12 protein-coding genes are annotated in these 16,168 nt (G+C 69.5%); all 12 read right to left on the reverse strand.

Annotation, left to right across the window (positions count from 1 at the left end; translation table 11 throughout):
- Positions 1-178 precede the first annotated feature (178 nt).
- Complete coding sequence (locus tag EH231_RS08635) at positions 179-1,042, reverse strand: cell division protein FtsQ/DivIB (protein WP_241178147.1); 864 nt, start codon at positions 1,040-1,042, stop codon at positions 179-181.
- 125 nt (positions 1,043-1,167) lie between these two features.
- The gene (murC, locus tag EH231_RS08640; protein WP_090431197.1) at positions 1,168-2,628 is read right to left on the reverse strand and encodes a UDP-N-acetylmuramate--L-alanine ligase; all 1,461 of its coding nucleotides are present in this window, start codon (positions 2,626-2,628) and stop codon (positions 1,168-1,170) included.
- On the reverse strand, positions 2,625-3,815 hold the full coding sequence (gene murG / locus EH231_RS08645; protein ID WP_420891957.1) for an undecaprenyldiphospho-muramoylpentapeptide beta-N-acetylglucosaminyltransferase: 1,191 nt from the start codon (positions 3,813-3,815) through the stop codon (positions 2,625-2,627). Before murG ends, murC begins: the two co-directional genes overlap by 4 nt.
- Positions 3,812-5,458 (reverse strand): putative lipid II flippase FtsW, encoded by a 1,647-nt coding sequence (gene ftsW / locus EH231_RS08650; protein ID WP_090431200.1) that lies wholly within the window; start codon positions 5,456-5,458, stop codon positions 3,812-3,814. Before ftsW ends, murG begins: the two co-directional genes overlap by 4 nt.
- A 5-nt stretch (positions 5,459-5,463) precedes the next feature.
- Positions 5,464-6,918: a UDP-N-acetylmuramoyl-L-alanine--D-glutamate ligase gene (gene murD / locus EH231_RS08655; protein WP_124714219.1), complete on the reverse strand. Its 1,455-nt coding sequence runs from the start codon at positions 6,916-6,918 to the stop codon at positions 5,464-5,466.
- A gap of 88 nt (positions 6,919-7,006) precedes the next feature.
- Positions 7,007-8,086, reverse strand: a complete 1,080-nt coding sequence (gene mraY / locus EH231_RS08660; protein ID WP_090431202.1) for a phospho-N-acetylmuramoyl-pentapeptide-transferase — start codon at positions 8,084-8,086, stop codon at positions 7,007-7,009.
- Positions 8,083-9,618: a UDP-N-acetylmuramoyl-tripeptide--D-alanyl-D-alanine ligase gene (locus EH231_RS08665; RefSeq protein ID WP_124712231.1), complete on the reverse strand. Its 1,536-nt coding sequence runs from the start codon at positions 9,616-9,618 to the stop codon at positions 8,083-8,085. The genes mraY and EH231_RS08665 overlap by 4 nt, the downstream gene beginning before the upstream one ends.
- Entirely contained in the window at positions 9,615-11,189 is a 1,575-nt protein-coding gene (locus EH231_RS08670) for a UDP-N-acetylmuramoyl-L-alanyl-D-glutamate--2,6-diaminopimelate ligase (protein ID WP_124712232.1), read from the reverse strand. Before EH231_RS08670 ends, EH231_RS08665 begins: the two co-directional genes overlap by 4 nt.
- A 52-nt stretch (positions 11,190-11,241) precedes the next feature.
- Entirely contained in the window at positions 11,242-13,167 is a 1,926-nt protein-coding gene (locus EH231_RS08675) for a peptidoglycan D,D-transpeptidase FtsI family protein (RefSeq protein WP_090431208.1), read from the reverse strand.
- The gene (gene ftsL, locus EH231_RS08680) at positions 13,164-14,306 is read right to left on the reverse strand and encodes a cell division protein FtsL (RefSeq protein WP_090431210.1); all 1,143 of its coding nucleotides are present in this window, start codon (positions 14,304-14,306) and stop codon (positions 13,164-13,166) included. The genes EH231_RS08675 and ftsL overlap by 4 nt, the downstream gene beginning before the upstream one ends.
- The gene (rsmH, locus tag EH231_RS08685; RefSeq protein WP_234927192.1) at positions 14,303-15,514 is read right to left on the reverse strand and encodes a 16S rRNA (cytosine(1402)-N(4))-methyltransferase RsmH; all 1,212 of its coding nucleotides are present in this window, start codon (positions 15,512-15,514) and stop codon (positions 14,303-14,305) included. Before rsmH ends, ftsL begins: the two co-directional genes overlap by 4 nt.
- On the reverse strand, positions 15,489-15,920 hold the full coding sequence (mraZ, locus tag EH231_RS08690) for a division/cell wall cluster transcriptional repressor MraZ (protein ID WP_090431211.1): 432 nt from the start codon (positions 15,918-15,920) through the stop codon (positions 15,489-15,491). The genes rsmH and mraZ overlap by 26 nt, the downstream gene beginning before the upstream one ends.
- Positions 15,921-16,168: the final 248 nt, after the last annotated feature.

Genomic DNA, 16,168 nt, shown 5'->3' on the forward strand with positions numbered 1-16,168 from the left:
CCTCCCAGGTTGGGTGTTCTCAGTGTTCCTGACGCCGAATCTCCCCGGGGCAAACTCTCAACCTCAACCATAGGCTTAGAGTTATGTCAAGTAGTTCCGCGCAAACAGAACGGTAGGGGGACAACGCCGGTGATCGCGGCAGGCGCGCCGACGCGCCGCGCGGCAATTTTTGCCGGATCTACTTGACAGTCGGCAGATCCGGGCTGGACACGTCATAGGTGTGACCCGGCTGGGTCAGCAGGGCCGCAAGCTTCAGCGCCTTCTCATCGGTCCGATCGTTGGTCCCCCACACCACAACCCGGCCATCGGCCAACGTCAGCGCGATCGAGGCCACCGAAGGCGCGGCGATCCGGCCCACCTGTGCGACGACATCCGGCGGCAGCGCCAGCATCACCTCGAGCGCGGCCTTGGTGGCCGGATCGGTCGGCCCCGGGTTGTCGGTATCCAGATACGGCAGCGTCGGCGGTGGCGGCTCGGTGGCGAAATCCACGCCGTCGCGGTCGAACAGATGGGGACCGTCGGGATAGTCCTTGACCACCACCGGCACTCGCTCGACGACCGTGATCCGGAGGGTCGAGGGATACTCGCGCTGAACCCGGGCGGTGGCGATGCGCCGGATCGTGGCCACCCGCTCGGCGACCGCGTCGGTGTTGACCTGCAGCAGCGGGGTGTCCGGGGCCACCGCGGCGGCCGCCAGCACCTGCTCCTGAGGCACCACCGCCGCACCGCTGACCGCCACGCTGCGTACCGACATCACCGGCGTGAAATACAGCACCAGACCCAACGCCACCGCGACCACGCTGGCCAGCGCAGACCACAGCAACACCTTCAGACCACGAATAGTGCTGCGGGCCACGGCGTTCGGGGCATCCGCGGACTGCCCCACCACCCGGCGCTTGGCCTCGCGGCGGGCATGTTCGATCGCCACCGCCCGGTCCCGCGCGGCCCGGCGTTCCTCGCGCTCGCGGCGGGCGCGACGGCGTGGACCCTCGTAGTCGGCTTCCGCCGCGGGCGGCAAATTCGACGCTGCCGCGGGCGGCACATCAGGTTCCGCCGCGGGCGGCACAACCGACTCGGGGTCGGTCGGCACATCCGACCCGCCGGACTCCTCAGGAGCCGGACCTGGCTCCTCGACAGCCTCGCCGGGGCGGTCAGGACCCGGATCGGTCACGGTGAATCCGCCGACGGTCGGCCCGGTGCAGTGCGATTCTCCTTGATGCCGAGCTCGGTCAGGATCTCCTTGCCCAGCATGGTCACGTCCCCGGCACCCATCGTGAGCACCACGTCGCCCGCGCGGGCGGCAGCCGCCACCACAGCGGCGACCGCCGAGAAATCGGGAACATAGGTGACCGCAGAGCTGACATGTTCGGCGACTGTGGCGCCGCTGATGCCGGGCAGCGGTTGCTCACGCGCACCGTAGACGTCGAGTACGAAGACCTCGTCCGCGGCGCTCAGCGCCGCTCCGAACTCGGTCGCGAAAGTCGCTGTGCGCGAGTACAAATGTGGCTGGAAGGCGACGATGACGCGGCCACCGGTCTGGTCCACCACCGTTCGGGCCGCCTCGAGGGTGGCCCGCACCTCGGTGGGATGGTGGGCGTAGTCATCGAACACGCGGATGCCGCCGAGTGCACCCACCAGCTCGAAACGCCTTCGCACACCCTCGAATCCGGCCAGCCCGTCGAGCACAGTCTCCGCCGGTGCCCCGACCTCGACCGCGGCCAGCAGGGCGGCCAGGGCGTTGAGCGCCATGTGCCGGCCGGGCACCGCCAGTCGCACCGCACGCGGATGGGGCTCACCGGCGAGCTGGATGTGAGCCACCGCTCCGGTCCCCTGCTGCTCCCAGCTCAGCAAGGTGCCGGCCAGACCGTCCGCAGGCGCGCTGCCGTACCGCAACACCCGGATGCCCAGTGAGTCAGTGTGTTCGGCGAGCGCGGCGGCACCCGGATCATCGGTGCACACCACCAGGGCCCCGCCCGGCGCGATGCGGTCGACGAACGCGGAGAACACCGCGGTGTAGGCCTCCTCGCTACCGAAGAAATCCAGGTGGTCGGCCTCGATGTTGGTGACCACCGCGACATTCGGCGTGTATTCCAGCAGAGAGCCGTCACTCTCGTCGGCCTCGGCGACGAAGCACTTCCCGCTGCCGTGATGGGCGTTGGTGCCTGCCTCGCCCAGTTCGCCGCCCACGGCGAACGACGGGTCGAAACCGCTGTGCTGCAACGCCACGATCAGCATCGAGGTGGTGGTGGTCTTTCCGTGGGTGCCCGTCACCATCAGCGTGGTGTAACCGGCCATGAGCTTGGCCAGTACCACCGGACGCAGGATCACCGGGATTCCGCGGCGCCGGGCCTCGACCAGTTCCGGATTGGTCTTGGGGATCGCGGCGTGGGTGGTGACGACCGCGGTCGGCCCGCCCGGCAGCAGATCCAGTGACGACGCATCGTGTCCGATCCTGACCTCGGCACCGCGAGCCCGCAGGGCCACCACGCCGCGCGACTCCTTGGCGTCCGAGCCGGACACCAGGCCACCCCGGTCGAGCAGGATCCGGGCCACGCCCGACATCCCGGCTCCCCCGATCCCGACCATGTGTACCCGCTGAAGTTCAGCCGGAAGTGAATTACCGTTCACTGCAGCTTCTTTCGTTGAGCACGGGCGATGTCGAGGGCGACCTGCGCCACCCGCCGTGCGGCATCGGGGTGACCCGACAACAACGCGGCGGCCGTCATCGCCGTCAACCGCGCGTCGTCGGTCATCAGGCCGGCAACCGTATCGGCCACGAATCCACCGGTGAGCTGGGCATCGTCGACGACGATGCCGCCACCGGCCGACACCACCGGCAGCGCGTTGAGCCGCTGCTCACCGTTGCCGATCGGCAGCGGGACGTACACCGCGGGCAATCCCACGGCGGTCACCTCGGCAACCGTCATCGCACCGGAACGGCATATCGCCAGATCGGCTGCGGCATATGCCAGGTCCATGCGGTCCAGATACGGCACCGCGACATACGGCGGTGCGCCCGCCGCGGCCGGCGGCAGGTCGAGGGTGTTCTTCGGTCCGTGCGCATGCAGAACCGAAATACCCGCAGCACCAAGCGCTTCGGCAGCCGAGGACACCGCCCGGTTGATCGACTGCGCCCCCTGCGAGCCGCCGAACACGAGCAGCACCTTGGCGTCGGGGGCGAAGCCGAAGAAAGCCCTGGCCTCGGCGCGCAAGGCGGCACGGTCCAGTGAGGTGATGGCCGCGCGCACGGGTACTCCGACCACCTCGACCCTGCGCAGTCCCGGTTCGGGTACCGCCGAGAGCACGCGCCGCGCCGATACCGCACCGACCCGGTTGGCCAGGCCTGCGCTGGCGTTGGCCTCGTGGACCACCACAGGGACGGCGCGCCGGCGACCGTGCAGGCCGAAGCCGCCCCGGGCGGCGAGGTAGGCGGGCAGCGCGACATAGCCGCCGAACCCGATCACCACATCGGCCTCGACGCCGGCCAGCACCGAACGGGCCTGGCGGATCGCGGTGCGGACGCGCAGCGGCAACCGCACCAGATCTCCCGACGGTTTGCGCGGCAAGGGCACCGGGGTGATCAGCTCGAGGTCATAGCCGCGTTGCGGAACCAGCCGGGTCTCCAGACCTCGGGCGGTTCCGAGAGCGGTGATCCGCACCTCCGGGTCGAGTTCACGCAGCGCATCGGCCACCGCCATGGCCGGCTCGACGTGACCTGCCGTGCCACCACCGGCGAGAACTACCGATATCCCCCGGTCGCTCCGCTCCTGCCCCCGAGGACCAGATATCCAGCGGTCCGTCTTACCGTCGCTCACCCGTAACGCTGACCTTCCAAAGTTCGGGCTCGTTGCCCCTGTTTGTGCTGGCCTGCAGGATATCGGACCGAGGACCTACCGCCCCCGGCCGGCTGCTGACCGGCAGCGTGCCCGGACCGGCGCACGGGCCGGTCCCCGCTGCGCGGCGCGCGGCGGGTCCCCGCTTGTTTGGCACCTGATTGTTTGGCCCTGGCCTGCTTGCCTGCCTGCTTGGCGGCGGGCTTGGCGGTGGGCTTGGCACCGGCCTTGCCGTTGGGCTTGCCCGCGGTGCGCGAGGGCGACTTGCGGCGGTCGTGCAGCCGGTTGCGGGCGACCTCCAACCGGGTCGGGACGTACGGCTCCGGCAGCGGCAGCCGCAGCAGCCGGTTCATCCGGTCGTCGCGCCCGGCCCGCAGCGCCGCCACTGCCTCCGGTTCGTGCCGGGCCGCGTTGGTGATCAGGCCCATCATCAGAAGTGTTGTGGCCTGCGAAGATCCACCAGCCGAGATCAGCGGGAGCTGGAGCCCGGTGACGGGCAGCAACCCCACCACGTAGCCGACGTTGATGAACATCTGGCCGACCACCCACAGCGTGGTGGTGGCCGTGAGCAGACGGAGGAACGGATCGGCCGAACGCCGGGCGATGCGCATCCCGGTGTAGGCGAACAACCCGAACAGGCCCAGCAGTCCGAGCGCACCGACGAATCCCAGCTCCTCGCCGATGATGGCGAAGATGAAGTCGTTGTGGGCGTTGGGCAGGTAGTTCCACTTGGCCGTGCCCTGGCCCAGCCCGTCGCCGAAGATGCCGCCATTGGCCAGGGCGAACCGGGCCTGCCGGGACTGGTAGCCGATCCCCTGCGAGTCTGCCGTCGGGTCCAGCCAGGACTGCACCCGGTCAGACCGGTAACCGGCGGACACCGCCAGCACCCCGGCCGCCACGATGGCGGCCGCCAGCGAGGACAGGAACACCCGCAGCGGCAGGCCCGCGTACCACAGCAGGCCCAGCAGGATGATGCTCAGCGACACGGTCTGCCCGAGGTCGGGCTGAGCGACGATCAACGCCAGTGCGATCACCGCGGCAGGCACCAGCGGGACGAGCATCTCGCGCAGCGAGGCCCGTTCCATCCGGCGGGCCGCCAGCAGGTGCGCGCCCCAGATGGCGAAGGCGATCTTGGCCAGCTCCGAGGGCTGCATCGAGAACCCCGCGACGACGAACCAGCCGCGAGAACCGTTGGCCACCTTGCCGATCCCGGGGATGAGCACCAGGATCAGCAGCACGATGGTGAAAGCGAACCCGGGGAACGCCAGCCGGCGCAGGGTCCGCACCGGCATCCGCAGCGCCAGGTAGAAGGCGACCAGTCCGACGACGGTCCACATCACCTGGCGGCCGAACACCGCCCAGGGCGACCCGTCGAAATCGTAGGAGTACACGCCCGACGCCGAGAGCACCATGATCAGGCCGAGGGTGGTGAGCAGCGCGGTGACCGCGATGATCAGGTGGAACGACGTCATCGGCCGGCCCAGCCACGCCCCGAAACGGGTGCGCGGCGCAGTGGAGGCAGCCGTCGACTCGGCGGAGCCACCCGCTGAACCCGCGGCGGAATCGGCGGTTTCGCCGGTTGCGTCGCCGTCACGGCCGCGCAACCGGGCCAGAATGCTGGCCACCTCGCCTACCCGATCGCGGCGCGGACGGCACCGGCGAACGCATCGCCGCGCTGGCCGTAGCCGCTGAACTGATCGAAGGACGCTCCTGCCGGGGCCAGCAACACGGTGTCACCCGAGGCCGCCAGGCCGCGCGCGACATCGACGACCGCCGTCATGACCGCGTCGGAGACCGGACGGTCTGCGACTTCGATCACACGAGTCACATGATCACCAATAGACTCATTTGTCTCAAGCACCCCAGAATCCTCCCCCGTCACAACCTCGACGACGGGGACATCCGGGGCGTGTCGCGATAACGCATCGGCAACCATCTGCCGATCCCGCCCGATCAACACCACCGCGACCAGCCGATTCGCCACCTGGCGCACCAGCTCGTCGACCGAAGCTCCCTTCAGCAAGCCCCCGGCGATCCAGATCACGCGGTCGAACGCGGTGATCGACGCCTGCGCGGCGTGCGGGTTGGTGGCCTTGGAATCGTCGACGTAACGCACCCCGCCGGCCTCCCCGACCAGCTCGGCGCGGTGCCTGCCGACCTGGAACGACGCCAATGCGGCCGCGATCGATTCGGGGGCCACCCCGACGGCGCGGGCCAGCGCCGCAGCCGCCAGCGCGTCGAGCAGGCCGACCGGCCCGGCCACACTGATCGTCGCGGCGTCAGCCAACTCGACGTCGGCGCCGAAGGCACGGTCGACGAGCTTGCCGGCACGGACACCGAGTTCACCGTCGGCCGGTTCGCCCAGCCGGAATCCGACCCGAACCGGAGCCTGTGAGGTGGGTAGCAGACCGGCCGCCACCGGATCGTCGAGGCCCACCACGGCGACCCGGCCGGCCAGCGCCCTGGCCTTGTCGGCGGCGTAGGCGGCCATCGAACCGTGCCAGTCCAGATGGTCCTCGGCGACGTTGAGCACCACACCGGCGTCCGGGCGCAGCGAAGGCGCCCAATGCAGCTGGAAGCTCGACAACTCGACCGCCAGCAACTCCGCGGGCTGATCGAGCACCGCCAGCACCGGATCACCGATATTGCCGCACAACAGGCTTCGCCGCCCGTCGGCCAGCAGCATCTCCTGCAGCATCGAGGTGGTCGTGGTCTTGCCGTTGGTACCGGTGACCACCAGCCACCGCCGAGGCGGACCGTAGCGGCCCGCGGCGTCCAGCCGCCAGGCCAGCTCCACATCGCCCCAGATCGGCACACCGGCCTCGGCCGCGGCGGCCAGCACAGCGGAGGTTGGCGGGAATCCCGGGCTGGTCACCACCAGCGTGTACTCGGCGATGCCGGCGATCGCCGAGGCGGGATCGATGACCGCGGTGCCCTGCTCGGCGTAGGCCCGCAGGGCTTCGGCACGGTCGTCGCACAGCGTCGCAGCGACGCCGAGGGGTGCCAGCGCCGCCAATACGGCGCGTCCGGTCACCCCCGCGCCGGTGACCAACACCGAAGCTCCCGGGGTCAGCAGCGACAACAGATTCTGGTCCTCCTCGCGTGCGGGAAGATGCTGGTCCTCCTCGCGTGCGGGAAGCCCCCGGTCGTCACCGTCCACCGGGCCGGTCACGTCAGGCCCCGACTGCAGTGAGCCACTCGCTGTAGAACAGGGCCACGCCCAGACCGCAGGCGATCGCCGTCAGCAGCCAGAACCGGATGATGACCGTGGTCTCGGCCCAACCCACCAACTCGAAATGGTGATGGAACGGCGCCATTCGGAACACCCGGCGGCCCGTGGTGCGGAAGGCCAGGATCTGCACCACCACCGAGGTCACCTCGGCGACGAACAATGCCCCAAGAACCACCGCGAGGATCTCGGTACGGCTCGTCACCGACAACCCGGCGATGATGCCGCCCAGGGCCAGCGAGCCGGTGTCACCCATGAAGATTTTGGCGGGCGCGGCATTCCACCACAGGAAGCCGATACACGCGCCCGCGGTGGCGGCCGCGATGATCGCCAGGTCCAGCGGGTCGCGCACGTTGTAACAGCCCAGGCCCGGGGCAGTCGCGCACGCATTGCGGTACTGCCAGAAGGTGATCAGCACGTAGGCCGCACACACCATCGCCATCGCGCCGGCCGCCAGCCCGTCCAGGCCGTCGGTGAAGTTCACCGCGTTGGACCATGCACTGACGATCACCACGCAGAACAACACGAACACCCACGACGCCAGCGTCACGGTGGCGATCTCGCGGACATAGGACAGCTCGGGACTGCCCGGGGTGAGCCCGTCGCCGTTGCGGAACTGCAGGGCCAGGACACCGAACAGCACCGCAGCAGTCAGCTGACCGACCGTCTTGGCGGTCTTGTTCAGCCCTAGGTTGCGGGAGCGCCGCAACTTGATCAGATCGTCGATGAATCCGACCAGGCCGAGCATCGTGGCCAGTCCCAGCACCAACAGGCCCGAAGCCGACGGGCCCTCTCCGCCCAGCGCCACCCCGACCAGATGGGTGCCCAGGTAGGCCGCCCAGATACCGGCCACGATCGCCACACCGCCCATCGACGGCGTGCCGCGCTTCTTGGCATGACTGGCCGGGCCATCCTCACGGATCTCATGGCCGAGCCCACGCTTGGTGAACAGCCGGATCAACGCGGGCGTGAGCAGGATCGAGACCGTCAGCGCGATGCCGACGGCAATCAGGATGAGTTTCATCGGTCGGAGTTCCGATCGTCGGCGTCTTCAGCGGCAACCAGCGCGTCCGCCAGCGGACCCAACCCGACCGAGTTGGATGCCTTCACCAGCACCACATCCCCCGGCTGCAACTCAGCCCGCAGCAGGGCCAGTGCGGCATCGGCGTCGTCGACCATCGTGGACTCAGATCCCCACGAACCCTCCATCACCGCGCCGTGGTGCATGGCGTTCATAGTCCTCCCGGTTCCGACGACGATTAACCGAGACACATCTAAGCGCACCGCGAAGCGTCCGATGGCGTCGTGCTCGGTTATGGCGTCGTCACCGAGTTCGGCCATCTCGCCCAACACGGCCCAGCTGCGCCGCTTTCCATGCAGGTCACCGGGGCTCTGCCGGGACATCCACGCCAGTGCCTTCAGCCCGGCGCGCATCGAATCCGGGTTGGCGTTGTAGGCGTCGTTGATCACCGTCACACCATCGGCACGGGTACCCACCTGCATCCGGTTCCGCGAGACGGGACCGGCCCCCGCCAGTGCCGCGGCCACCTGATCCAGGCCGGCGCCGCACTGCAGCGCGACCGCCGCCGCGCACAACGCGTTGCCGACCTGGTGATCGCCGTGCACCGCCAGCGCCACCTCGACTTCCCCACCGTCCGCGTGCAGGGTGAACCGCGGGCGGGCCAGATCGTCGAGGGCGACCGGTCCGGCCCACACGTCGACCTCGGAGCCGGGCTCGCGCGACACCCGCACCACACGTGCCGCGGTCTTGTCGGCCATGGCCGCCACCGCGGTGTCGTCGACATTGAGAATGACCACACCCGAGGCCGGAACAGCTTGCGGCAACTCGGCTTTGGTGTTGGCAATGGCCTCACGCGAGCCGAACTCGCCGAGGTGGGCGGTACCCACGTTGAGCACCACCGCGATCTGCGGCGGGGCGATCGCGGCCAGGGCGGCGATGTTGCCCGGATGCCGGGCCGACATCTCCAGGATCAGGTAGTCGGTGTCGGGCGTGGCACGCAGCACCGTCCACGGATGCCCCAGCTCGTTGTTGAACGAGCCCGGCGGCGCGATGACCTGCCCGAGCGGATCCAGCACCGCGGCAAGCAGATCCTTGGTCGAGGTCTTACCGGATGATCCGGTAACGCCGATGATCGTCAGGCCATCGGCGACGAGCTCGGCGGCCACCGCCGCGGCGAGCTTGGCCAGGGCGGCCAGCACGGCCGCACCGGAACCGTCGGTGTCGAATTCCAAAGCGCCAGAGGAGACATCGACACCCCCATCGGCGACACCGGGCTTCTTCACGATGATCGCGGGCACCCCGACCGGGCGTGCGGCCAGCACGGCCGCGGCCCCGGACGCCACCGCCGCGGCCGCGAAGTCATGGCCGTCGGAGCGGGCGCCGGGCAGCGCCAGGAACAATCCGCCGGGGCCGATCGCGCGGGAGTCGAATTCGACGGTGCCGGTGACGCGGGTCGAGGCGGCCTCTTCGGCAGTGATGTCGGCCAGCTCGCCGCCGACGATGTCGGCGATCCTGGCGATGGTCATCTCGATCACGAGCCCGATTCCCCTGCCTTGAGTGCCTCCAACGCCGCCGCGAGCTCGTCACGGTCATCGAACGGCCGGGTCTGGCCGCCACCGGTCTGCCCGCTCTCATGGCCCTTGCCCGCGATCAGCACGATGTCGCCGGGCCCCGCCCAGGCCACCGCATGGTCGATCGCCGCCCGCCGGTCGCCGACCTCCACGACCTCGGCGCCCCCGGACGCTTCGGCGGTTCCGGCCACGATCGCGGCCCGGATCAGTGCGGGGTCCTCGTCGCGGGGATTGTCATCGGTGACCACGACGAGATCCGCCAGTTCGGCCGCGACCCGCCCCATCGGCGCGCGCTTGCCCGTGTCCCGGTTGCCTCCGGCCCCGAACACCACCGCGATGCGACGCGGGCCGGAGCTGCGCAGGCCGTCCTGCCTCGTCGCTCCGCTCGCCCTCAACGTCTCGAGCACCGCCTGCAACGCCCCGGGCTTGTGCGCGTAGTCGACCAGAGCCAGGAACGGCTGGCCGCGGTCGATCGGCTGCAGCCGGCCCGGGACTGTCGCCGTACGCAGTCCAGGAGCGGCCTGCTCGGGCGACACCCCGGCCCCGTCCAGCAGCGCGATCGCAAGGGCGGCATTGGCGATGTTGTAGCCGCCGGTCAGCCCGATCCGGAGTTGGTGGGGCACCCCGGCCGGGTCGACGAGGGTGAATTCCTGGGATCCGACGCCGACCACCGAGATGTCCCGCGCCCGCCAGTCGGCCGGCGCGCCCGTGGCACTGACGGTCGTCGCCTTCCCGACCCGCCCGGCCATCGCGATGCCCGCCTCGTCGTCGACACAGACCACCGCGGCGGCGGCGTGGTTGCGCGACGCGGGATCGAAGAGCCGGGCCTTGGCCTCGAAGTAGTCCTCCATCGTGGGATGGAAATCCAGGTGGTCGCGCGACAGGTTGGTGAACCCACCGAGCGCGAACCGGATCCCGTCGACGCGGCCGAGCGTCAGCGCGTGGCTCGACACCTCCATGACGACGGTGTCGACGCCTTCCTCGACCATCACGGCCAGCAGTGCCTGCAGATCCGGCGCCTCGGGCGTGGTCAGCGCACTCGGCAGATCGCGTCCGGCGATCCGCACGCCCACGGTGCCGATCAGTCCGGCCACCCGGCCTGCGGCCCGCAACCCGGCCTCCACCAGATACGTCGTGGTGGTCTTGCCCGAGGTTCCGGTCACCCCGATCACCGTCAGCCGCTCCGACGGACGCCCGTACACCTCGGCCGCCACCTCACCGAGCACCGAACGAGGGTCGGGATGGATCAGGATCGGGACGTCGAGGCCTCCCGATTCGGCGGCGCCGGCGGCGTCTGTGAGCACTGCCACCGCACCGGCGGCGACCGCGTCTGCCGCATAGCGCGCGCCGTGCACCGCCGCGCCCGGGAGCGCGGCGAACAGATCCCCAGGCTGGGCATCCTGACCGCGCAGGGTGACGCCTGTTACCCGAAGTTCCGGCAGGGGATTTCCGCTAGCGGGTACCGCTTGGACCTGTTCGGCGAGCGGCAGAAGGTATTGGCCGGCGGGACGGCTGGGACGCAGCTTCATGGCCATGCCACAGTACCCATCTGCGGTCCGCCGACCGCACCACCCACGACTATCGCGGTCAGGTCGCCTGCAGGGTCAACCGCGGCCCCGGATCCGCCGACAACGGTACGTTGTGGCGTTGCAGCAGCCACGACGCGATGTTGTGGAACAGCGGCGCCGCCGAGGATCCCGGTGACCCGTCGGCCGCGCGGTGCGGTGCGTCCATCATGATCCCGACGACGTAGCGCGGATCGTCGGCAGGCGCCATGCCCGCGAAGGTGATCCAGTAGACGTCGTCGTAGTAGCAACCGCATGCCGGATTGATCTGCTGCGCCGTTCCGGTCTTCCCCGCGATCTGATAGCCCTCGACCGCGGCCTGCGGGCCCGTCCCCTGCTGTGCGCCCATCGGGTCCCGCTGCACGATGGCGCGGAACATGTTTCGCACTGTGCGGGCGGTCTCCGGTGTCACCACCCGAACGCCTTCCGGCCGCGGCTCATCGGTACGGGTGCCATCCGGCGCGATGGTGGACTTGATGATGCGGGGCGGCATGCGCACCCCGTCGTTGGCGATGGTCTGGTACATCCCGGTCATCTGCAGCAGCGTCATCGAAAGACCCTGCCCGATCGGCAGGTTGGAGAACGAGCTGCCCGACCACTGATCGATGGGCGGCACCAGGCCCCCGCTCTCACCGGGCAGGCCGACACCGGTGCGCTGACCGAGCCCGAACCGGCGGACCATGTCGTAGAACCGATCCGGGCCGACCCGCTGCGCCAGCATCAGGGTTCCGACGTTCGACGACTTCCCGAACACGCCGGTCATGGTGTACGGCATCACGCCGTGGTTCCACGCGTCGCGGACTGTGACCCCGCCCATGTCGATCGAGCCGGGCACCTGCAGCACCTCGTCTGGATTGGCCAGCCCGTACTCGATCGCAGCGGAGGCCGTGATGATCTTGTTCACCGAACCGGGCTCGAACGGCGAGGACACCGGCAGGTTGCCCATCTGCCGGTGCTCCTGCCGACCGATGTCCTGGCTCGGATCGAACGTGTTGTCGTTCGACATCGCCAGCACCTCACCGGTTTTGGCATCGAGCACCACCGCGGAGACGTTCTTGGCCCCCGAGGCATCCTTGGCCTGCTGCACCTGCTGCTGGACGTAGTACTGGATGTCGTCATCGAGCGTCAGCTGCACCGTGGACCCGTTGACCGCGTCGTGCCGGTTGCGGTAGCTGCCTGGGATCACCACGCCGTCCGAACCGCGGTCATAGGTGACCGAGCCGTCGGAGCCGGCCAACGCCGCGTCGAGCGAATCCTCCAGCCCGAGCAGGCCGTGACCGTCCCAGTCGATCCCGCCGACGATGTTGGCGGCCAGCGAGCCACCCGGATACTGCCGCAGATCCTGGCGCTCGGCACCGACCTCGGGGAACTTGTCCATGATCGCGCCGGCGATCGCGGGATCGACCGCACGGGCCAGGTACACGAAAGTCTCGTTGCTCCTGAGCTTCTTGAGCACGGTCTTGAAATCGGGCCGGTTGTCCAGCCGGGTGGCGATCTCCTTGGCGATCTCGGTGAGCCGGTGATCCGGATCAGGGGCCTCGCTGGACTTGGCCTTGGCCTCGGCGAGTTGCTTGCGGACCCGGACCGGCTGGAACGTCAGCGCCTTGGCCTCGATGGTGAACGCCAGCTTGTCATCGTTGCGGTCGACGATGCTGCCCCGCATGGCCGGGTTCACATCGGTGACCTTGAGCTGACTGGCCGCCTCGGCGCGCAAACCCGCCGCCCTCGGCACCTGAAGGCTGAACAACTGCACGGCCGCAATCACCAGCACCGACAACATCACCAGGTTTCCGGCGCGGTGCCGGAACACGAAAGACGAGCTGCGCAAACCGGTTTCGGCGGCAACCCTGGTACGGCGGACCCGGGCCTCGTGCCCCGGCCCGGGCGAGGCCTTCTTTGCCCCCTGCTGCTTCGGCGACTGACCCTGGCGGCCCGGGCGGCGATTCATGCCGCGGGCGCCGGGGCGTTGACGGCAACGGCAGGGACATGTGCGGCAGGCGCCGCGGGTGGGCTGAACTGCTCCAGCGGGACGACGGGTCCTGGCGCAGCCTGTGCCGGCGCGGCCGGCGCCGGAGCGGGAGCCACCGGTTCCGGCTGAGCCGGTTGCGCCTGTGCGACTACCGGACCGGGCGCGGTCGGCACACCGGGTAGATGCATCGGTGCCGTCGCCGGTTGCGCGGGGTCAGCTACCGCCGGGGCGGGAGCCGCGAGCACATCCGGCGCGGGCGCAGCCGCCGGTACGGGCCCGGGCACCGGCGGTACGGCTCCAGGCAGGCCGTGGAGGGCATCGGCCTGCGGGACCGGAATGCCCGGTACGACAGGGGAACCCGCGCGCGGCGTCCGCACAGTCAACTCGCGCGGATCGAGCACCCGGGGTGCCGGGGGCGCAGGCGGGGCCGGTGGGGCCTCCTCGGGCAGCGGCGTGTTCAGCGGGGGCGGCGGGACGCCTTCGGCGGGCTTCGGGGTGCCGACGACGGTCCAGTTGCCGGTCGCATCCTGCACCAGGTGCGCGGTGTCGCGCGACGGGATCATGCCCAGGTTGCGGGCGGATTCGGCCAGCGCCGGAGCGGCCTGCGCTTCGAGCACATCGCGCTCCAGCGCTTCTTTCTGTTGCAGCAGACCCTGATTGACCTGGCGAGCGTGACCCAGCTGGTAGGACCGCTCGGCCGAACCGGTGGACAGCCACAGGGTGACCGCGAGTCCGAGGCCCAACGCCGCGATCACCAGAACGACGAACGGGACCCGGGAGATCAGGACCCGCGGATTGAGCTCGATCGAGGCGAGCCGGACCAGCAGGCGTTCCCGCAACCGGACCCGCAATGGCGGGCGGACGACCTTGGGAGCCTTGGCCTTACGAGCTTTCGCTCGGGCCTTGGCCTGACTGGCGCTCTTGGGGCGGGCCGGACGGGTGCCCGGCCGCTGAATCGGTCCGGTACCCGGTGCGGTGCGCGCGGGGCGCTGCTCGGAACCCGGCCGACGCTTGCGCGGCGGAGCCTGTTCGGTGCGCCGCCCGCCGCCTCGCGCGGGTTGACGCACCGGACGCCTGCGATCTGACTCACGCAGCTGCTCGGGTCGTTTCACCTTCATGAGTTGCCCCCTTCCCCCACCTTTTCCAGTGCCCGCAGCCGCACCGGAGCGCTACGCGGATTGCGATCGATCTCAGCTTGGCGGGCCTTCTCGGCACCGCGGGTCAGCGTGACGAATTCGGGTTCGTGGCCTGGCAATTCGATGGGCAGGCCCGGCGGGGTCCGCGATGCGGTGGCCGCGGCGAACGCCTGCTTGACGATCCGGTCCTCAAGCGACTGATAGGACATCACCACAATCCGTCCGCCGTCGGTCAACGCGGCCAAAGCGGCGGGCAGCGCAGCGCGCAGCGAATCCAGTTCGCCGTTGACCGCGACCCGCAGCGCCTGGAAAGTGCGCTTGCCCGGATGCCCTCCGGTGCGGCGCGCCGGTGCCGGGATCGCCTCGTAGAGCAACTCCACCAGCTCTCCGGTGGTGGAAAACGGTTGCTGTGCACGCCGTTTCACGACCTTGTCGGCGATCCGGCCGGCGAAGCGCTCCTCGCCGTAATCCCGCAGAATCCGGGCGATCGACTTGGCGTCCCAGGTGTTGAGGATGTCAGCGGCAGTCAGCGGCGCGTCGGGATCCATCCGCATGTCCAGCGGTGCGTCCGCGGAGTAGGAGAAGCCGCGCTCGGTCTGATCCAGCTGCATCGAGGACACACCGAGGTCGAACAGCACACCGTCGATCTGACGGAAACCCGATTCCGCGATTGCCCCGGCAATTCCGTCATAGCGGGTCCGCACCAGCCGCATCCGGTCGCCGAACGGCGCCAGGCGGGCGCCGGCGATGCCGAGCGCATTGGGGTCACGGTCCAGGCCGATGACGTGCAGGCCGGGAAAGTCGGTCAGAAAACGTTCGGAGTGGCCGCCCGCACCGAGGGTGGCGTCCACCAGAACAGCGTCCGCCCCGTCGGCGTGGCGGCGGGTGAGTGCGGGGGCCAGCAGCTCGACGCAGCGGTCGAGGAGTACCGGGATGTGACCGTATTCGTGGGAGTCCGCGCTGTGCGATTCCTCGCGGTCCTGGGAGTCTGGCTGATCTGGGGAATCTGGCACCGCTGAAACACCTCCGCTCGGATTGGCCCCTGCACCGGGGTCTCTGTCCGAATTAACGGACCTGGCGTTGGGGAAGTACGCCAGGGCCAATTCGGGCAGAGGCCTCGCTGCACGGGCTAGGTCCAGGCCAGCCGCCGGTTGATGGGCCGCATCAGAGGATGTCGCGCAGAGCTTCATCGGTGGCCGCGGAGAAGTTCTCTTCGTGGTTCTGCTGGTACTCCTGCCAGGCTTCTGCGTCCCAGATCTCCAGGTAGTCGACCGACCCGATCACCACGCACTCCTTGGACAGGCTCGCGTAGCGACGGTGGTCCGCCGACAGGGTGATCCGGCCCTGTGCGTCGGGATGCTGCTCATCGGTGGCGGCCGCCAAGTTACGTAGGAACGCCCGAGCGTCGGGGTTCCTGCGCGATGCGTCAGCAGCGCGCCGGGCGACCTTTTCGAACTCGTCGCGCGGATACACGGCGAGGCTGTGATCTTGGCCCTTGGTGACCATCAACCCTCCTGCCAGTGCGTCGCGGAACTTGGCGGGCAGCGTGAGCCGCCCCTTGTCGTCGAGCTTGGGCGTGTAGGTACCCAGAAACATCTGGACACCTCCCGCCACCCGGTTCGGATCTCCGAGTCGCTTGCGAGATCCAGGCCAGGCCTTCTGCCCTCCGAACGGGGCTCCGATTTCCCCGTTGGCCGCCACTTTACCCCACGATCCCCCACTTTGCTCCATTTGAGCCGTCCAGTTTGGGGTTTCTCCCCACCAACGCCCCCCAGAACCACCCACACCAACCACTCAATCGCCGGTACTGGGCAGCAGAGAACAGAAAAACCGCAGGTAGGAAC

The organism is Mycolicibacterium nivoides (assembly GCF_003855255.1).
Taxonomy (GTDB): Bacteria; Actinomycetota; Actinomycetes; order Mycobacteriales; family Mycobacteriaceae; genus Mycobacterium; species Mycobacterium nivoides.